The following is an 18599-nucleotide window of genomic DNA, read 5'->3' as shown; positions in this document are numbered from 1 at the left end:
AGGTTGTTATGTTTGAAGCGGCACGCGTGGGCGATGATATCGGCCATTCCCATGCACTGGCAGGGATGATTGCCGGAACCATTGTCGGTGGGCTGATTGCCGCAGCGGGTGGCATCGCCGCCGGCGCGCTGATGGTGGCCGGTATCGGCGCATCCTGTCTCGGTATTGGTGTGCTTCTGGTCGGGGCCAGCCTGGCGGTGGGGTATTTTACTGGCGAACTGGCAACGAAGGCCAGGGACAGCATTGCGGATGCCGGGGCCGCCAGTATGGAGAAGGAAGGCGTTATCGCCACCGGCTCTCATAACGTGTTCATTAATGGCAGACCTGCCGCCTTTGCCACCAACAGCATGCTGGAGTGTGCCAGAGATGCTGGTTCACAGCAGATGGCCGAAGGCTCCTCACGCGTTTACATCAATGGCCTGCCTGCCGTTCGTACCGGCGACCAGACCACCTGTGGCGGCAAGGTCATGACCGGTTCAGGGAACGTGCGCACTGGCGGTGAGCCGGAACAGACACTGCCGATACAGTCAGAAGTGCCTGAATGGCTGTATAAAGCATCTGACCTGACGCTGTTATTTGCCGGGCTGACCGGCGGAGCCGCAGGTAAAGTCGGTGCGACGGGCAGACTGTTCAGTAAAATTCCGGGTATCAACAAACTGACCCGCGTCGCCTGTCGCGCTGGCGTGCTGATGACCGGTGCCGCCGCCGTGGGCATCATCGCCCGCCCGGTGGACATCGTCAGTGGACAGAAATTTCTCTCCGGTGATGACGAGCTGGACTTTGTATTACCCTCCCGTCTGCCGATCGTCTGGCAGCGTTACTGGCGCAGTGGCAATCCCGGCGACAGCGTGCTGGGACGTGGCTGGTCACTTTTCTGGGAAACCCGACTTGAACGGTATCAGGACGGACTGGTATGGCGTGCGCCATCAGGAGATTACGTGTCCTTCCCGCGGGTGCCGAAAGGTCAGCGTACCTTCTGTGAACCGGAGAAGCGCTGGCTGGAACACCATCAGGATGACAGCTGGTCAGTGTATGACATCAGCGGCGAGCGCTGGCATTACTCATCTCTGCGGAACAATTCCCCTTCCCTGCCGCTGCGCCTCACTGAACCCTGTGGTAACGATATCCTCTTTACATGGAACGACGACAACACGCTGCATGCACTCACCGACAGCGCGGGGCAAAGCGTGGTCTGCCGCTACATGACCGTCAGCGGACAGGTTCGCCTGACCGGGGCCTGGCTGGATAATGAAATCGGCCTGGTCAGCTACGACTACGACGACAAAGGCCGGCTGCTCACCGTAACCGGGCGCGGTGAGCAAGTACGCCGCCGTTTCAGCTGGTATGACGACGGCGACGGCACGGATTTACTGCGCAGCCATGAGGACAGCAACGGGCTTCTGAATGAATACCTGTGGCAGAGCATTGATGGTCTGCCGCGCGTGGTGGCATACCGCAACAGCGCAGGTGAACAGCTTAATTTTGATTACGATTTTGTAAACGGCACCCGCCGCGCCACCCGCGAAGATGGCACACAGGCGTACTGGCTGGTTGACGATGATGACAACGTCGCCCGTTTTACGGATTATGACGGTCGCCAGACCGGTTTCGTTTATCATGACGGCGAGTTATGCGATGTTATCCTGCCTGACGGAGCCATGCGGCGCAGCCGGTGGGACCGTTATGGTCGCCTGACGGCCGAAACCGATCCGGCAGGTCGTACAACTGAATATTACTGGTTTCGCAACACTGACCGCATTGCCCGCACTGTATATCCGGATTTGACGGCTACACAGGCTACATATGATTTAAACGGTCGCCTGCTGTCGGAAAGCGACGCACTCAGTCATATAACCACATACCATTATCCTGACGACGAAGAAACGCTGCCGGAACGCATCACCGACGCGAACGGCGGTAACGTGCTGTTGCAGTGGAGCCGCCAGGGGCTGCTGACGCAGCGTACCGACTGCTCCGGCAGCGTGACCCGCTTCACGTATGATCGCTTCGGCCAGCTTATCAGCAGCGAGGACGCAGAAGGCAATATCACCCGCCGCGAATGGAACGACGCCGGACAGCTCAGGATTGTCACCCGCGCAGACGGCAGCCGGGAAACGCTGCTGTGGAACGAACACGGCCAGCTCGCCGCCTGGCGAGACCCGCTGGAAAGTGAGGTACGCTGGCAGTATTCCGCGCTGGGACTGCCAGAAAGCTTTACCGACCGCACAGGACGAACCCGCCGCTGGCACTATGACCCAAGAGGCAATTTGCTGCGTCTGGAAAACGGCAACGGTGGTGAGTACCGGTTTACGTATGACCCGACAGGCCGCCCACTGAGCGAGGTCCGCCCGGACGACACATCCCGGCAGATGGAATGGAACGAGCGTGGACTGCTCACCACTCTCATGGAAAGCGGCAGACCAGACGACGATGGCGGCATCCCCCGGCGCGCTCAGCAGTTCAGCTATGACAGCAGCGGCCTGCTGACCACACGAACAACCCGCGATGTTCAGTACCATTTTCGGCGTGACAACAGCGGGCCGGGCAGCTTACCGCCCTGGAGCGCATACCGACCGCAGCGGGCATGGCGCTGGGTATTGAAGAGGATAATATTCAGTTTACATTTGACGCGGCAGGAAACCTGCTCGCTGAACAGGGAGTCAACGGTGAGCTGCATTCTGCGTATGACGTTCTGGGTAATCTTACCGCGCTGACCCTGCCCGGCGGCCAGCAGATAAGCTGGCTGCATTACGGCTCCGGTCACGTCAGTGCCATCCGCTTTAATCAGCAGACGGTCAGCGAATTTACCCGCGACCGCCTGCACCGGGAAGTGTCCCGCAGCCAGGGCGCACGCGAACAGCACCGGGCATACGACAGCCCCGGACGCCGTATCTTACAGCGCAGCGCACCCGATACTGTGCCGACACAGCCTGAACAGATGATACTTGAACGCGCCTTTCACTATACCGGGCGGGGAGAATTGTCTGACGTCAGTGACACACTGCGTGGCAACACAATTTATGGCTATGATGAGGAAGGTCGTCTTCTCCGGCACTACGAAGCCCGCCCGAATCACAGTAACAGGACGTTCCGCTACGACGCAGCGGATAATCTGCTGCCGGATAATGACCTGCCTGCCCTGCCGCTGAAGGATAACCGCCTCACGCACTGGCAGAATCTGTTTATGAAATACGACGGGTGGGGCAACCTTGTCAGTCGCCGCAGCGGTCTGTATGAACAGCATTACGAATACGACGCGGAAAACCGGCTGATACGGTCCGAAGGCACCGGACCGGAAGGCCGCTTTACCGCGTACTACTATTATGATGTGCTGGGCCGTCGCACACGTAAAACGGTTACCACGCAACGCGGCACCGCTGAGACTCGTTTCCTGTGGCAGGGCTACCGTCTGTTGCAGGAGCATCAGCAGAACGGACAGCTCCAGACGTATATTTACGACCCGAATGAAGCATACAGCCCACTGGCGCGTGTTGACCATCTGGTTGACGATAAACGCGGAGAGATTCTCTGGTTCAGTACCGATCTGAACGGTGCACCGCTGGATATTACTGATGAACAGGGACAGCTCCGGTGGAGCGGTCATTACAGCAGTTTTGGCGAGGTTGTCTGGCAGACGGAAGGTTTTCACAAAATCGCGAAGCAAGCTGCACTGACTCATCAGCCGCTACGCTATGCCGGACAGTACGCTGACAGTGAAACCGGACTGCACTATAATCTTTTCAGGTATTACGACCCGCAGGTCGGACGCTTTACGGTACAGGATCCGGTGGGGTTAAAAGGGGGAGCAAATCTTTACGCTTATGCGCCAAACCCGTTCAGCTGGATCGACCCGCTGGGGTTGACAGCATGTGGTGTTAAACCAACAAAGCGGTTACCCGAGGCTGAGCGGGGTCAATATAATTACAGAGGGATACATAAAGGTCATCCTGAATGGGATAACGCTCTGAAAGGTAAGGTTGTACCGGGTAATGTGAATTCTAAAATATCCCCGGAAGATCATAACTTCGGTGGTGTATCCGGAAATAGTCCATTCACTTCATGGACTGATGATCCTGCTGTCGCGCGCGGGTTCGCTGGAGCAGACGGCATTGTACTCAGAGTGAAAACAGGGGTACCAAAACCAGGCAATACCTGGTCGTGGGAATATTCTTTTGATGAATGGATGGAGCGGGAGATATTAATGAAAGGAGTTCGGTTTGGCGATGTGGAGGTATTTTTGCCATGATTGACTCAAAATTATCTATGCTTATAGATAGGTATGTTCCTGAAATTTACAAGAGTTTATTAAATGAGAATGGTGATAACAAAATTGCCGCTTTTGAATGCAGTAGAGAAAATGAACTGCGTTTAATGAAAGTTCATTATGAGAATGCCAAGCATTCAGGTTTAAATGCGATAGGCCTGGATAAGCTAATAACCGAACTGAACAAAAACCAAGATGATGCAGTGTTTCTTATTAATATAAGGAATAGGAAATGTTTTTTTAAAATGTATTTGGATAAGGGTTTACATGACCTATTAGGATATGTCCTTATAGAATTAAGGAAAAAAAGCGAGGCAGAAATACGATGGGGTCGTGAAGTCTTGGGTATTAAGAAGAAGCACCCAGACATGTGAGAATTTTATTCATTATGCCGGAAGTGATCTGAACGATCCTTCCGGCTTTTTATCTTCAGCCGCCTGCCGTCAGGATCAGACAGCCCTGTTCAACCACCACTGTTACCTTCTGGCCGACCCCAAACCCCGCCTCCCGCAGCCACTTGCCGGACAGGTTCAGCGCCGGTGTGCTGGTATCGCCTTTTGCGGCCGGTAACGGCAAAATCCAGGGCTGGCAGCGGCTGACGCCGCTGCTATGATAACGCTGACGCAGACAGGGAAGGTCACGGCGGAGCGGTAGCGTGCACGGGGCAAACGTGCATGTCAGGAATTTCGTGTTAACTATATGTTAATAGTAGCAAAATAAGGCTTTTAAAAGCCAGCAACATCAGTCAGTTAATGCCGCTAAAAAGTACGATGGCACCGGAATCGTCCCGATGACCCGATAGGGCTGGCGGTGGTACTAAAAACCGGAGGGACTACAGAACCAGCGCGGGCACTCCAAATATAGGCCAGATTTGTCTACGGGCTCGGGGGCACTCCAGACATATGCTAAAAAGCATGCTGGAAACTTGAAAAGTGAATCGCCCCTTTGGTGGGATACTCACACCAACGTAACTGTTATTTTTCGGAAAAAGATGAGTTGTAGACCAGGAACTCCCCAATAGAGTCGATTAATCCGGGAGCTAAGGGGAGTGTTGGTTCTGTATATGAAGTGATATTTGCCTTGAGATCATCCGAAGTAACCTCTTTCATTACATGGTTCATATTGGGCAGTATAACTAGAGATGCTTGAGGGTTCGCGGCTTTCAGCTGTCTTGCATCCGCTTCTCCCACCTGGAGGTCACGTTGCCCTTGTAGCACCAGCACTGGTTTGGAAAGGATCGAAATGAGCTGACTCGGATTATATGAAAACGCATTTATCAAAAAACCCTGAACTGCAGGATTAAAGAGATTTTGCAGCGCCGGATTCATATTCGTTGTATCGACTCGCTGCTTATGCTCCAGAGCATCGATTATCGGCAATGCCTGCTTTAATAATAGTTTGTTTGCCGGATTAGCTTTAAGTTGTCCTCTTAACACCTCGCCCATTGGCCTCCCTGGTGTCGCGACAAGAACCAGTCCGCACACATCATCTTCCGGAGCCGAGGCAAGTGCAACAAGCCCTCCTTCGCTGTGTCCCAAAACCCAAATACAGGGAGTTTGAATCTTACTTCTAAGCACTTTTACCCAAGTTCTAACGTCGTCAACATAGTCAGAAATCGTTACCGCATTTGCATCCTCTATGGCCATAGTGCTACCAAACATGCCACGTTTGTCGATACGAAGCGTTGCAAAGCCTTTTGAAGCGAGGCCTTCAGCAAGAAGCCGGTAAGAAGATGCATTCACACCAAGCGGGTTGTTTCCATCCCGATCCGTAGGCCCGGAACCCGGAACTATAAGAACAACTGCGTTTGGTTTTGAATTTGGGGTGAGTAATGTGCCTTTCAAAAGGCCTTTTGGCCCTGGGGCGTCCAATAAAGTTTCGGAAAAGGTCACCGCCATTGATGCTAAACTCATAAGGAGGATGTGCTCAAAAGAGCAATAGAGGCGGTGATATTCATCGATGACATTCCTATAAAAGTAAGCATGCCTGTCAATTTATATTATAAACATGACCGTCTATCCATTGATTAATATATCAGCCATGTTAGTAAATTCTGTTATTGGCACGAAGCTGCCAGCCTCAGGAGGCTACAGGTCTGCTCAGAGCGAAAAGCGGAAGTTCGCGATTCTCCTGTCTGCTGATGGATACTTTACTAACATAGCCGCGTATTCATCTACGGGGAGCAGGTCAGCGGATACAGACGTGCCCGAGCTGCAGCTCCGGGCGGCACGTTAGATTTATTTTCCGAGGAAACCAGGAATTGAAGTAGTGGCAGTGGCTGCTTTAGCCTCTTCGAGAAGCTTCGCCCAGTCGTCCGGGGGGGCGCCTGCGTTTAACATCCTTGCAAACACCGTATAGGCATCCGTCTTTGAGCCATAAGCGCGAAGCGTATCGAAATCATTTACCCACCCGATAATGATCATCTTATGCTCCGCACTGCAACGATAGAACAAACGGCACTGCGACAAGAATTTTGCGCGGAACCAATGCTTGTATTCATCGCCTAAAGTATCACCCTGACGATATTGCGCATTGAGGGGGTCGGTAGCTATCCATTCTTCGATCACACGCTCAATCGCACGCAGCAGCTTTGTTTCCTTCTTGTCTCGATACTCACTGGGCTTTGCTGCCTTTAGTTCAGCAACTTTGTGAGCAAGTTCTGCAATCTGTTTCAAAAAGCATGAATGAAAGCAGATTTTCCAACCGTTTAATTCTAAGTATTCCATGTATACCGCCGTTTCTAATCATTAGTCATCGGTAAGCGGCGCGTCTAAATCGACCTCAACTCCAGCAGTTAGTCCTTTGATGCTTTCCCAGAACGTCACCGGTACCGGGACAATGTTCTGTGGGTTTTTCTTCATGTCGTTTTCGAGAAAAGTCAGAAACTGCGATATAACCGGGTCGTCCTGTTCTTCTTCCTGTCGGGACATGATGACTTTACCGCCTGCAAGCAAGGTGTACGATATGTACTCACCTGGCTTGAGATGCAAAGCATCGCGTATTGCTGCCGGAATCGTTGTCTGGCTGCGCTCGGTGAGTCGAGACTCCGCGCGCAGTGACACGTCCGCACCATACATTTGAGTAGCCATTGATTGAACCCTCTTCATTCCCACTTCCTCCATCACAAGGGTGCGAGTGCCTGGCTCGCCGGGAATATGTTCATTACGTTTACCCAGAACTCCCATACTGCAGAGTCATCGGTTTGCTAAGCCGCTGGGATTTCTCCTTTAACTGTTAGTCGCTTACTTTTGCGATTGCTCGGATGAGCAAAGCAATTATAATGCGTTTGCATTACACAATGCAAATGCATTGTACAATAAACGGTTCCGGGCATCCCCGGGATATCAATGCCGCTATCAATATTGCCGCACTGGCTACTTAGAACGGGCAGGGAATCACCTTGCCTATATCTGTCCCAGATAATCTTTCTGTTCCGACGTGTAGTTCATACGTGTTCTTCGTTTCATGGCAACGTCCCCCTTCGATTAAGGATAGCGTTGCATCGACCCGTTGAACTCACAACGAAAAGCAGACCTGCAATTACTGTCTGCGTTTCCACTCATCGACTACATCACCTAAAGTTTTTGGAGCATCATTACGTATCCAGGCCATAAATTCTCGATTAAATCGAAAGTCGTCGCCACACTCCTTAATCATGAAACGACGGACGTTTTGACTGTTTTTGTAGTTTTTATCAACATTCGTAGCGCGTGTAAGCAATGAGCTATGCCAATCTATTTTCAATTTACAATCCCCTGTAATGATTCATTTTTTAGCATTCGTTTCATACCCGAAGTTGTCTAAATGTCGAATTCATCGCCTGTTAAGAGCGAGAAACTGAAGTCACTGCATATGCGACGAGGAGCTCCATTCTATTTTCTTAAACAATCATTATCAGGGGCTGCGAGAAAAAGGAAAATCTCATCAGCCAGCGATCCGGGCTCTGGCATTCAAATGGATAAGGATCATTTACCGCTGCCGGAAGACCAGACCCCAGTACGACGAAGCAAAATATTTGCTGGCTCTCGAAGCGCGACACTCGCCCTTACTGAAGCCATAAAAAGCTTGTCGAATGTCTCAGGGCGTGGAGCGGACGCTGCTAACACCGAATCATGTTAATTTATGGGGAGCTGGTCAAAGGTCGCCTGTTGTTCTTTTCGTTCGCCTTTGCCAGGATATATCGCACACGATTCCAGACCTGCCACGCAATCAGGAACAGGATCTACTCTCCACGCCCCATGACCTGTGCCCCGGCAGCAACGCGCTACGTGGCAATATCGACGTCGAACTGGTTCTGCTTTGAGGATTCCGATATGACCACCTTTCATCAGTTTACAGCCACCAGTCTTGGCGGCCAGCTTATCTCTATGGGCGACTACGCTGGTAAGGTGGTTCTGGTAGTTAATACCGCCAGCCATTGTGGCTTCACGCCACAATACGGTGGCCTTGAAGCGCTCTACAAGAAATACGCCGCCCAGGGTTTGGTGGTGCTTGGTTTCCCCTGCAACCAGTTCGGTAAACAGGAGCCCGGCGGCGCCGACGAAATCGCGCAGACCTGTCACATTAACTACGGTGTGAGCTTCCCGATGTTCGGGAAAGTAGAGGTCAACGGGACCGCAGCGCACCAGGTGTTTCGTTATCTGAAAAACGAATTGCCCGGCGTGCTGGGTGGGCGGATCAAGTGGAACTTCACTAAGTTCCTGATCGGACGCAATGGTAAACCGCTCAGGCGTTTTGCACCGTTCACCACCCCGGAGAAAATGGAAGCCGCAATCCTTGCTGCACTTGAAATCTAAGTTTTTCGGTAATTCGAACCATTCAATTTTAAAGCGCTTTCGAAAAACTCATTATCCGTGGGAGGATAACTTCCGCTCCTCGCTCTTAGCTGCCGTCAAGTACCCCGATCCATCCGCTTTGTGCCAGCAACGGCGTTCTAAATACAGGGAGGCTATTACCCATGTTATAACAGCGCTGGAGCTGAAATAACTCTCTCACAGGACCGGCTGTCTGGCGGTCTTGCTGAAACCTGACCAGGCAATAATTTTCATGACAACCCTTCGAAATCCAAACTCTCCTGTTAGATATAAGGAGAGGGGGGTTCCTGTGATAAAAACTCGATTTTAACCTTAACAATTCTTAACTTGTTTAACGGTTTTTTAAGAAGCTGGCTGTTATTAATATATTGATATTAATATTAATTTTTTAAATACTGAAGATATAAAAGATTATGTATGCCAAAAGACACTTCATATTGAAGCAAAGGTGTTTTTAAACACCTCATCGTGGGGGGCTTCTTTCCTGAACAGTGTATGGCTGTTTTGGTGCCATATCTCAGCGATAAGAACATTGCGTTTGAGTGCGTCGGCTTTAAGGGAAAAGTAACCCAAGTGTAACCCCAGAGAGGATTTTAAGGATAATGGTTTCTGTAACTCTTTGATTTAGATGGTGCCGATAATAGGAGTCGAACCTACGACCTTCGCATTACGAATGCGCTGCTCTACCAACTGAGCTATATCGGCTTTAATAAAGGGGGTATTGCGGGGTAATACGTTAGAAAAAACTGCCCACATAGTCAAGCCCATATAGACTGACTGCGCACTTTACCATCACTTATGAAACAGTCACTTACAAAGCGCAGTACCCTTGCCCAGAAAACCGCCGTTTTCTCCTCCGGTACCCTGATCATGTTGTGTGACACCAGGCGGAAGACATCCCACCGCTATTACTTACCTTACATATTTATCGCATTCAGCTATGCTTAGCTGCTGTAACCCGTTGTTCCTCAATAGATAACAGGAGATTGCGTGGAAGATATTAAATATGCTCTGATTATTGGCGCCTCACGAGGTATTGGTTTAGGTTTGGCGAACACGCTGGCCGAACGCGGATGGCAGGTGGTCGCCACTACCCGCAATGTCATTCCTGCATGTCACTCTGGTATAGACTGGCTAACGCTGGATATTAACGACGCTGAACAGCGTAATGCGTTGCAGGAACCCCTTAGTACCAGCCAGTTTGATGTAATTTTTGTGAATGCCGGGGTCTATGGTCCGGAACATCAGGACTTACTCCAGGCCAGCGATGAAGAACTTCTCTCCCTGTTTACCAGCAATGCTTTTTCTCCGGTGCGCTGTGCAGCGGAACTGCTGCCGCTGTTAACGCCAAAAACCGGCATTCTGGCTTTTATGTCATCACAGCTGGCCAGTCTGAATGAAAATCTGCACGCCACCTATCCCTTGTATGCCGCCAGTAAAGCGGCGCTGAATATGCTGTCGCGCGAACTTTCGCAGTCCACGGCGAAACACCAGCAGACGCTGCTCTGCGTGCATCCGGGCTGGGTACAAACCGATATGGGAGGTGCCGATGCTACCCTGACCGTGGCGCAAAGCGCCAATGGCATTGCCGATCAGCTGGATAAATGGCGCGGCAAAGGGGGACATCATTATGTCGATTACGCGGGAAATGTGCTTAGCTGGTAATCAGCCACGCCCGGCACGGAAATCCGGTCGCAGCAGCAGGATGGCTGACATAAGGCAAAATGCCTTATGTCAGTAACGGAAACCGGGTTAACTGCTTACCATGAAAAGTAAATATGCTCAGCGTGTTCTTTTACCGGCCGGTCATCACCCAGTAGTCGGGCGGCAACGGTAAAGGCAAAATCAAATACCAGACCGAACCCTTTACCGCTGATCAGGTTACCGTCTTCCACCACGCTTTGATCAACATACACGCCATCGCTCACCTTCTGCCATAAATCGCCAGAACAGACGTAGCGGCGCCCTTTCAGCAGATTATTACCGCCCAGCACTCTGGCGGCTGCGGAGCAAATAGGGCAGATTAATTTACCCTGTTCGTCATGGCGACGGATAAAGTCCAATACTTCGGCGCTTTGCGCCAGAAATACGCTCCCTTCCGGCCCGCCGGGTAACACCACCGCATCATAATTAGTGTCGAATGCATCTTTAAGCGTGCTGTCTGCCACCATCGGGATGTGGTGATAGCTCTCCACCGCACGCGTGGCGATACAGGAGAGTGTCTCTACCTCTATCTTAAGCCGACGTAAAATATCAATCGTAACAATGGCTTCGCCTTCCTCAAATCCCGGAGCCAGTAACACCGCAACCTTTTTCACCTGTTATCCCCTTCCAGCATGAGTATCGCAACGCTGGTTAAACATCAAAGTCCTTAAGAGTAACGGCTTGAGTAGTGGTGATGACGTTAGCCTGATCACAAAAATGAAACGGTGGTTTATTTTTTTTGATATACCAGACCATTTAGCGAAAGTGGCATCGCGGGGAAAGCAATAACCTACTTCCGCACATCCAGCACCATACGCACTGCCAGTCCGGCTAATACCGTTGCCATTAATCCGCGCTGGACCCGTTGCCACAGCGGACGTCCGGACAGAAACAGCGCAATCGAACCGGCAGTAAAGATAATGGCGCCATTTACCAGCATACTGATCACGATCTGACTAAAGCCCAGCGTCAGGGATTGCGTCAGCACACTCCCCTGCGACGGGTCGATAAATTGCGGTAACAGCGAGAGGTAGAGCACGGCAGCTTTCGGATTTAGCAGGTTGGTCACCAGCCCCATGGTAAACAGCTTACGCGGGCTGTCCGGCTTGAGCGTACGCAGCTGAAAAGGGGAATGGCCGCTGCGTACTGACTGCCACGCCAGCCACAGCAAATAGAGCGCCCCGGCGATGCGCAACGCGTCATAAGCAAAGGGCACCGCCATCACCAGTGCGGTAATGCCAAGGGCGGCGCAGATCATATAGAAAATAAAACCCAGCGCCACGCCGGCCAGCGAAATCAGCCCGGCTTTATGCCCCTGACAGATGGAACGCGATACCAGATAAATCATATTTGGCCCGGGGGTCAGAACCAGGCCAAGCGCGATGGCAGCAAAAGGTAACCAGTGCGAAAATGTCATACTACTTCTCCTGCCAGAGTCGCGGAGTTAGCCGCGAATGGTATCGTCGCCGTAAGCGATCCATTTATAGGTGGTCAGCGCTTCCAGCCCCATCGGTCCGCGCGCATGCAGTTTCTGCGTGCTGACCGCGACTTCGGCGCCTAAACCAAACTCACCGCCGTCGGTAAAACGGGTGCTGGCATTAACGTACACGGCAGAAGAATCGACCTGTTTCACAAAACGGTCGGCATTCTGGATGCTGCGGGTCAGAATCGCGTCGGAATGCTGAGTACCATGCTCGCGAATATGCGCGATAGCCTGATCCATATCCGCCACCACTTTGACGTTCAGATCCAGCGACAGCCATTCATCATTGTAATCGGCGTCCTTCACCGCCACTACCTCTGCGGCGCCGGTCTGTAACAGCGGCAGGGATAGCGCATCGGCATGCAGTTTAATCCCCTCCTGCGCCATCCGGTTGCTTAGCGCAGGCAGGAAAGTTGCCGCAATCGCCTGATGTACCAGCAGGGTTTCTACCGAATTACAGGCGCTTGGGCGCTGTTTCTTGGCGTTGACGATCACCTTCAGCGCCGCATCTGTTTCAATCGACTGGTCGACAAAAATATGGCAGACGCCAATACCGCCGGTAATCACCGGAATGGTCGACTGTTCGCGACAAAGTTTATGCAATCCGGCTCCGCCGCGCGGGATCAGCATATCAACGTAGCGATCCAGCTTCAGCAGCTGGTTCACCAGCTCGCGATCCGGGCTTTCAATCGCCTGTACCGCACCGGCCGGTAAGCCGTGCTGTTGCAGGGCGCGCTGAATAACCCGTACCGTGGCGCCATTGGTGCGAAAGGTCTCTTTACCGCCGCGCAGAATCACCGCATTACCGGTTTTCAGGCAGAGCGAGGCGACATCCACCGTCACGTTAGGGCGCGCTTCATAAATCACGCCCACCACGCCGAGCGGCACGCGGCGACGTTCGATACGCAGGCCGCTATCCAGCTGGCCGCCATCAATCAGTAACCCCACCGGATCCGCAAGGCGGCAAACCTGGCGCACATCGTTGGCGATACCTTTCAGGCGCGCCGCATCCAGCGTCAGGCGATCCAGTAATGCCGCGCTCATACCGTTCTGGCGCGCATCGGCAAGATCCAGTTCATTGGCCGCCAGTATTTCCGCGCTCTGCGCTTCAAGACTGTCAGCGATAGTCAGCAGAACCTGATTTTTTTGCGCGGTGGATAACACCGCAAGTTGGTAAGAGGCGGCTTTCGCGGCTTTACCCATTTCCTCAAGCATCGAAGACTCCTTAACTGACAATCATATCGTCACGGTGCACAGCAACCGGACCATATTCATAACCGAGAATTTCACTGATTTGCTGGCTGTGATGGCCGGCAATCATCCGCATCGCATCGCTGTTATAGCGCGAAACACCATGCGCCACATCACGCCCCTGCAGGCTGCGGATGCGGATCACTTCGCCGCGTGAGAAGTTGCCCTCAACTTTGCGAATCCCTTTAGGCAACAGCGAACTGCCACGTTCCAGCATCGCCGACAGGGCGCCATCGTCAATAACGATTTCGCCCGCCGGCGGCGCACCAAAAATCCAGCGTTTGCGGTTTTCCAGCGGCGTTTGCAACGCATGGAAGCGGGTGCCTACCGGCTGACCGCTAATCACATCGCCGATCACGCCCGCACGGCTGCCGGCGGCAATAATCACATCAATCCCGGCGCGGCAGGCGACATCGGCGGCCTGCAGTTTAGTCGCCATACCGCCAGTGCCAAGACCCGATACGCTGTCACCGGCAATGGTGCGTAATGCATCATCAATACCGTGCACATCGCTAATCAATTGCGCCGCCGGGTTATTGCGCGGATCGGCAGTAAACAGTCCCTGCTGATCGGTTAGCAACAGCAGTTTGTCGGCGCCAGCCAGAATTGCTGCCAGCGCAGAGAGATTGTCGTTATCGCCAACTTTGATTTCCGCCGTCGCCACCGCATCGTTTTCGTTGATCACCGGGACGATATGGTTATCAAGCAGCGCGCGTAAGGTGTCGCGCGCGTTAAGAAAACGCTCGCGATCTTCAAGATCGGCACGCGTCAGCAGCATCTGCCCAATGTGAATGCCATAAATTGAGAACAGCTGTTCCCATAACTGGATTAAACGACTCTGCCCCACCGCAGCCAGCAGCTGCTTTGAGGCGATGGTGGGCGGCAATTCGGGGTAGCCAAGATGTTCCCGTCCGGCGGCCATCGCGCCCGAGGTGACAATGACGATACGATGTCCGGCCGCGTGCTGCTGTGCGCACTGGCGAACCAACTCAACGATATGTGCCCGATTTAACCGACGAGATCCGCCGGTAAGGACGCTGGTACCTAATTTAACCACCAGGGTCTGACTGCCGCTCATTATTTCCTGCCGTTGCTAAAAAAAGTCTGCAAACAGCCATTTAATCAGGTGTGGCGGGTTAAGCCAACAGCCAGTATGGGAAAAGCACAAAATAGCGCTGACAATGCAGTAGACCAAAAGTTCGCAATTAACAAGAAACCAGAAAAAATGTCATAAATCTTTCATCCCCACAGGGTAAAACGTTCCTGCGTTAACAAGAGCCACCATGGCAAAAGTTATTTTACTCATTCGGGAAGTTTATTAAATGAAGAAGAGCGCTCTGGCAATTATCACGGCCGCACTGGCCCTGACCACTTCAGCACACGCAGCAGAAGTTTATAACAAAGATGGCAACAAGCTGGATTTCTACGGCAAAGTTAAAGCCATGGCCTACATGAGTGATAACACCAACAGTGATGGTGATAAATCATACGTCCGTATTGGCTTTAAAGGCCAGACCCAAATTAATGACCTGTTGACCGGTTACGGTCAGTGGGAATACCACATGCCGGCCAGCAATGCTGAAAGCGATGGCACCACCGGGACGAAAACCCGTTTAGGTTTTGCCGGTCTGAAAGCGGGCGACTACGGCTCAATCGATTACGGTCGTAACTATGGCCTGATCTACGATGTTGAAGCTTTCACCGATATGATGCCTGAGTTCGGCGGTACGGGTTATACCGGCGCTGATATCTATATGCTGTCGCGTACCAACGGCGTGGCGACTTACCGTAACAACAACTTCTTTGGTCTGGTTGATGGCCTGAAGCTCGGTTTACAGTATCAGGGTAAAAATGAAACCATCGGCTCGCGTGAAGGCTCCACCGCCAATGGCGACGGTATGGCCGCATCACTCTCGTATAAGATTCTGGATAGCCTGACGTTGAATGGCGCAGTCTCTTCTTCGAACCGCGTGCTGAACCAGAAAAACGCCACTTATGGCGCCGGTGATAAAGCAGAAGCCTGGGCAACCGGTCTGAAATATGACAATAACGGTGTTTATCTGGCGGCAACCTACGCTGAAACCCGCAATATGAACCCAATCAGCGGTACCGCTGATGTTAACGGCACCAGCACTTCTGTTAGCGGCTACGCTAACAAAATGCAGAATATTGAGTTAGTCGCTCAGTATCAGTTTGATTTCGGTCTGCGCCCGTCACTGGCTTACGTGCAGACGAAAGCGAAAGATGTCGAAAACGGTATTGGTGATGCCGACTACATTAAATTTGCTGACGTAGGCGCCACTTACTACTTCAACAAAAATATGTCGGCGTTTGTTGATTACAAAATCAACCTGCTGTCAGAAGACAACAAACTGGGCAAAAACACCGACGACATCGTTGCTGTCGGTATGACGTACCAGTTCTAAGCGGTCTGCCCGCATCTCGCCACGGATGCGGTGGTATTACCCTCATTTGTGTCTGTAACAAAAGGCCGCTCACAGTGTGAACGGCCTTTCTTGTTTTATTACGCAAATGGGGGTAATCAGGCAGTGAGTTTCACCGGCAGATCATTAAAGTGTTCCGCCGGGACTAATCCCAGTTCCATTCCCGCCAGCAGCTCTTTCAGACGTTCATGGAAGTTACGCAGCGTCTCTTCCAGTTTCTGATTGTTCTCTTTACCTTTGATGGCCGTTGGCTTCCAGTTGCCCTCTTTATCAAACAGGCCAAAATGGTACTCATAGGTAAAGTGATCGGATTGCGCTTCCAGCTCCATCCACCAGCCCCAGAACTCACGCTCCTCAGGTGCAGGTTTAACATTGACGCAAACTGCCAGACAGTCGAAGAAAAAGCGATCGTTGTCGCATTTGTTCTCGCGGATATACGGACCCAGAGCAGCGAAACGTTTCATCAGTCGGCTTTTTGGATGTCCACTCGGTAACGTCATGGTTTAACCTCCTTTGGTGTTGCCTACGTTTTAGCAAACTGTTGAATAATAGCAACTCATCTCTTTATCTGCCGCTCAAGCCAGTCACAAATTTTCTGCAACGCGTCATCGAAGTTCTGCAACACCGGCGAGAAGGTGATGGGCAGTAATTTCCCGTCAGCAGAGGAATTAACAATTAAGCGGGAATCCTCTTCCGGGCTGAAGGGATCATTCTCCCAGTACCCCGACAGCATTGGCGTTGGCGTACGGCGCCCCAGCAGCCCCTGCATTTTTAACGAATAGCGATTCAGCTCGGTACGCAGCGCGCTGTCGCTGGCGCTGGCCATACCGATACGGCTGGCCAGCATATCCATATACATATCCGGCACGCTGTTTTGCCGCTGTGCATCGGTCAGCAGGCTGTGAACCACCGGGCCAAGGCAGGCCACCGCGCGCAGGCGCGCAGGTTCCAGGTACGCCATCCTTACCGCAATATTAGCGCCAAAGCGATACGCAAAAGCCGCGACGCGGGTATGGTCTACCCACGGAACATTCTCCAGTCCGCGCAGGACCTGCTGATGCAGGAAGCTGGTGTCCTGAGTCAGTTTACATTTCGCCGACAGCCCCACCGACGGCATATCCAGCGTCAGCATGGCAATCCCACGCGGGGCAAGATAATCATGGAAAAAGCGGTAATAGTCCGTTTGCAGCGTGTCGAGGCCGCCACACATTATCACCGTCGGATAAGGCGCCGTCGTCTCTTTCGGCATATGGAGAAAGCCGGAAATGGTGCCCACGTCGGTAATGGTAAAATCCAGCTCTTTCAGCTCGCCCGCCAGCCGTGGCGTCGCCTCCTCATAGGCGCGAATCGCCAGCGTCTGCGCCTGTTCCGCCAGCTCATCGCCCTTGATATGGGGATAAGCCGCGATACTGAACAGGTTGGCGGCGTGCAACCAGTATTCACCGGCGGCGCTGTCGTCAGTGGTTTCCAGTGCCTTCTGTTGCCACAGTCCGGCCTGCTTCGACCATTCATAAATCCAGTTGCCACCGCGATAACCCATCACCGTATCGAGGTGTTGATCGTTGGTGTGCTCAGCATCACTGACGGCAATACGTGCCAGCACCTCGCTGATCTCCTGCAACGACAATCCGCGCCACGACCACATCAGGCGATTAATCATGCGATACCAGCCCGCGTGATGTTCACCATCAAGGGTTGACTGCACACTTTGCGTCGAATGATGGAGGCGCTTTACCAGTGAAGAGGTTTCAGGATGTTTAAAGCGCGGCTTGAACAACTCTTCACTGAGATTTTTCGGGATCATTTTGAAGCTTTCCTTCCTGCGCAGCATGACGGAAAATCATTTTAGCGTAGTGACGGACAGAAACAACAACGCCCGGCAAAACCGGGCGTGGTAATCATTTGGATTTGTGACAGGCTAAGAAAATAGCCGGTTATCAGCCTTTAACGATTGGCGGGATATATACCACGCCCATATCCCATGGCTGTTCAATCCAGGTATCCTGCGGGATATCGACCACATAATCGTCAACCAGTGGGCGGCCCGCGGGTTTGGCGAAAATAGTGACAAAACGCGCTTTAGGATACATTTCGCGGATCGCCTGTGCGGTACCCCCGGTATCCACCAGGTCGTCAATGACGATAAAGCCTTCGCCATCGCCTTCTGCGCGTTTCAGCACGGTCATTGCGCGCTGGTTATCGTGGTCATAGCTGGAGATACAAACGGTATCTACGTAACGGATGCACAGTTCACGTGCTAACAGTGAGGCAGGAACCAGGCCACCACGGCTTACCGCGATAATGCCTTTCCATTGTGCTACCGGAAGCAGGCGCTGAGCCAGTTTACGGGCATGGATCTGTAACATGTCCCAGGTGACGACGTATTTTTCGCTCATAAAGGAATCCCGGCCAACTGTATTGGCTTAAAAAGTATGCAATGGGAAAAAGGTTGCGCGAGATTATAAGGATCTGAAGCGGTAAAAACCAGCACCTGTGCACCTGGTTGGAGCTTTTTAGCGCGCCAGGTTGCGCAAGCTGCGTTAAACGGTGGTATTCTCTGGCCTGGCACGTCAGATTAACTGGCGGCATATTTTACTGGAAACTTTGCGACGCGCCGGGCTTACCGGTAGCCGAAACAG

Annotated in this window: 16 protein-coding genes, 1 tRNA gene and 2 pseudogenes; 6 read left to right on the top strand and 13 right to left on the bottom strand. The window is 52.4% G+C overall.

All coding sequences use genetic code 11. The features are described from left to right. Positions 1–8 precede the first annotated feature (8 nt). Positions 9–4246, top strand: a pseudogene (locus tag JWF83_RS07175) (RHS repeat-associated core domain-containing protein). Then, complete coding sequence (locus JWF83_RS07170) at positions 4243–4638, top strand: hypothetical protein (RefSeq protein WP_413649505.1); 396 nt, start codon at positions 4243–4245, stop codon at positions 4636–4638. Before JWF83_RS07175 ends, JWF83_RS07170 begins: the two are co-directional and overlap by 4 nt. A 55-nt stretch (positions 4639–4693) precedes the next feature. Here JWF83_RS07170 and JWF83_RS07165 read toward each other — a convergent pair whose 3' ends face one another. The 5 genes from JWF83_RS07165 to JWF83_RS07145 all read right to left on the bottom strand — a co-directional run bounded on the left by JWF83_RS07165 (position 4694) and on the right by JWF83_RS07145 (position 7984). After that, the gene (locus JWF83_RS07165) at positions 4694–4840 is read right to left on the bottom strand and encodes a SymE family type I addiction module toxin (RefSeq protein ID WP_413649504.1); all 147 of its coding nucleotides are present in this window, start codon (positions 4838–4840) and stop codon (positions 4694–4696) included. 398 nt (positions 4841–5238) lie between these two features. Further along, positions 5239–6177, bottom strand: coding sequence for an alpha/beta hydrolase (locus JWF83_RS07160; protein WP_413649503.1), 939 nt, complete (start codon positions 6175–6177; stop codon positions 5239–5241). Between the two features lie 324 nt (positions 6178–6501). Then, positions 6502–6990, bottom strand: coding sequence for a type II toxin-antitoxin system YhaV family toxin (locus tag JWF83_RS07155; protein WP_413649502.1), 489 nt, complete (start codon positions 6988–6990; stop codon positions 6502–6504). 21 nt (positions 6991–7011) lie between these two features. Next, positions 7012–7353: a type II toxin-antitoxin system PrlF family antitoxin gene (locus JWF83_RS07150; protein ID WP_413649740.1), complete on the bottom strand. Its 342-nt coding sequence runs from the start codon at positions 7351–7353 to the stop codon at positions 7012–7014. Positions 7354–7804: 451 nt separating this feature from the next. After that, positions 7805–7984: a DUF6434 domain-containing protein gene (locus tag JWF83_RS07145; RefSeq protein WP_413649739.1), complete on the bottom strand. Its 180-nt coding sequence runs from the start codon at positions 7982–7984 to the stop codon at positions 7805–7807. A 169-nt stretch (positions 7985–8153) separates the two neighbouring features. Between JWF83_RS07145 and JWF83_RS07140 the strand changes: the two are divergent. Both JWF83_RS07140 and JWF83_RS07135 read left to right on the top strand, forming a co-directional pair. Then, positions 8154–8324: pseudogene (locus tag JWF83_RS07140) on the top strand (IS110 family transposase); the annotation flags it as partial. Positions 8325–8577: 253 nt separating this feature from the next. Continuing rightward, complete coding sequence (locus JWF83_RS07135) at positions 8578–9060, top strand: glutathione peroxidase (RefSeq protein WP_413649501.1); 483 nt, start codon at positions 8578–8580, stop codon at positions 9058–9060. Between the two features lie 647 nt (positions 9061–9707). Here JWF83_RS07135 and JWF83_RS07130 read toward each other — a convergent pair. After that, positions 9708–9783, bottom strand: a tRNA-Thr gene (locus tag JWF83_RS07130). A 285-nt stretch (positions 9784–10068) separates the two neighbouring features. On the opposite strand from JWF83_RS07130, the gene JWF83_RS07125 reads away from it, so the two are divergent. After that, positions 10069–10743, top strand: coding sequence for an SDR family oxidoreductase (locus JWF83_RS07125; protein ID WP_413649500.1), 675 nt, complete (start codon positions 10069–10071; stop codon positions 10741–10743). Between the two features lie 95 nt (positions 10744–10838). On the opposite strand, the gene JWF83_RS07120 is transcribed toward JWF83_RS07125, so the two are convergent. The 4 genes from JWF83_RS07120 to proB form a co-directional block, all read right to left on the bottom strand. After that, complete coding sequence (locus tag JWF83_RS07120) at positions 10839–11396, bottom strand: DJ-1 family glyoxalase III (RefSeq protein WP_413649499.1); 558 nt, start codon at positions 11394–11396, stop codon at positions 10839–10841. Between the two features lie 176 nt (positions 11397–11572). Beyond that, entirely contained in the window at positions 11573–12199 is a 627-nt protein-coding gene (locus tag JWF83_RS07115; RefSeq protein ID WP_413649498.1) for a LysE family translocator, read from the bottom strand. A gap of 27 nt (positions 12200–12226) precedes the next feature. Beyond that, positions 12227–13480 carry a glutamate-5-semialdehyde dehydrogenase gene (gene proA, locus JWF83_RS07110; protein WP_413649497.1) on the bottom strand — a complete coding sequence of 418 codons (1254 nt, stop codon included), beginning with the start codon at positions 13478–13480 and terminating at the stop codon, positions 12227–12229. A 10-nt stretch (positions 13481–13490) separates the two neighbouring features. Beyond that, positions 13491–14594, bottom strand: coding sequence for a glutamate 5-kinase (gene proB, locus JWF83_RS07105; protein WP_413649496.1), 1104 nt, complete (start codon positions 14592–14594; stop codon positions 13491–13493). A 244-nt stretch (positions 14595–14838) separates the two neighbouring features. Here proB and JWF83_RS07100 point away from each other — a divergent pair, with 244 nt between their 5' ends. After that, the gene (locus JWF83_RS07100) at positions 14839–15942 is read left to right on the top strand and encodes a porin (RefSeq protein ID WP_413649495.1); all 1104 of its coding nucleotides are present in this window, start codon (positions 14839–14841) and stop codon (positions 15940–15942) included. Between the two features lie 116 nt (positions 15943–16058). On the opposite strand, the gene crl is transcribed toward JWF83_RS07100, so the two are convergent. The 3 genes from crl to gpt form a co-directional block, all read right to left on the bottom strand. Further along, complete coding sequence (crl, locus tag JWF83_RS07095; protein ID WP_413649494.1) at positions 16059–16460, bottom strand: sigma factor-binding protein Crl; 402 nt, start codon at positions 16458–16460, stop codon at positions 16059–16061. 56 nt (positions 16461–16516) lie between these two features. Next, on the bottom strand, positions 16517–17764 hold the full coding sequence (frsA, locus tag JWF83_RS07090; protein ID WP_413649493.1) for an esterase FrsA: 1248 nt from the start codon (positions 17762–17764) through the stop codon (positions 16517–16519). 133 nt (positions 17765–17897) lie between these two features. Next, positions 17898–18356 (bottom strand): xanthine phosphoribosyltransferase, encoded by a 459-nt coding sequence (gpt, locus tag JWF83_RS07085; RefSeq protein WP_413649492.1) that lies wholly within the window; start codon positions 18354–18356, stop codon positions 17898–17900. Positions 18357–18599: the final 243 nt, after the last annotated feature.

It is taken from the genome of Pantoea sp. B65, from assembly GCF_047308185.1.
Classification (GTDB): Bacteria; Pseudomonadota; Gammaproteobacteria; order Enterobacterales; family Enterobacteriaceae; genus Erwinia.
Note: the sequence above shows the minus strand (reverse complement) of the source record. Positions and strands in the feature narration are given on the sequence as shown.

Excerpts from the sequence above, each read along its gene's own strand:
- proA (WP_413649497.1), bottom strand. The coding sequence starts at position 13,480 with ATGCTTGAGGAAATGGGTAAAGCCGCGAAAGCCGCCTCTTACCAACTT.
- JWF83_RS07150 (WP_413649740.1), bottom strand. The coding sequence starts at position 7,353 with ATGGCTACTCAAATGTATGGTGCGGACGTGTCACTGCGCGCGGAGTCT.
- JWF83_RS07155 (WP_413649502.1), bottom strand. The coding sequence starts at position 6,990 with ATGGAATACTTAGAATTAAACGGTTGGAAAATCTGCTTTCATTCATGC.
- gpt (WP_413649492.1), bottom strand. The coding sequence starts at position 18,356 with ATGAGCGAAAAATACGTCGTCACCTGGGACATGTTACAGATCCATGCC.
- frsA (WP_413649493.1), bottom strand. The coding sequence starts at position 17,764 with ATGATCCCGAAAAATCTCAGTGAAGAGTTGTTCAAGCCGCGCTTTAAA.
- JWF83_RS07135 (WP_413649501.1), top strand. The coding sequence starts at position 8,578 with ATGACCACCTTTCATCAGTTTACAGCCACCAGTCTTGGCGGCCAGCTT.
- JWF83_RS07100 (WP_413649495.1), top strand. The coding sequence starts at position 14,839 with ATGAAGAAGAGCGCTCTGGCAATTATCACGGCCGCACTGGCCCTGACC.
- JWF83_RS07115 (WP_413649498.1), bottom strand. The coding sequence starts at position 12,199 with ATGACATTTTCGCACTGGTTACCTTTTGCTGCCATCGCGCTTGGCCTG.
- JWF83_RS07160 (WP_413649503.1), bottom strand. The coding sequence starts at position 6,177 with ATGAGTTTAGCATCAATGGCGGTGACCTTTTCCGAAACTTTATTGGAC.
- crl (WP_413649494.1), bottom strand. The coding sequence starts at position 16,460 with ATGACGTTACCGAGTGGACATCCAAAAAGCCGACTGATGAAACGTTTC.
- JWF83_RS07170 (WP_413649505.1), top strand. The coding sequence starts at position 4,243 with ATGATTGACTCAAAATTATCTATGCTTATAGATAGGTATGTTCCTGAA.
- proB (WP_413649496.1), bottom strand. The coding sequence starts at position 14,594 with ATGAGCGGCAGTCAGACCCTGGTGGTTAAATTAGGTACCAGCGTCCTT.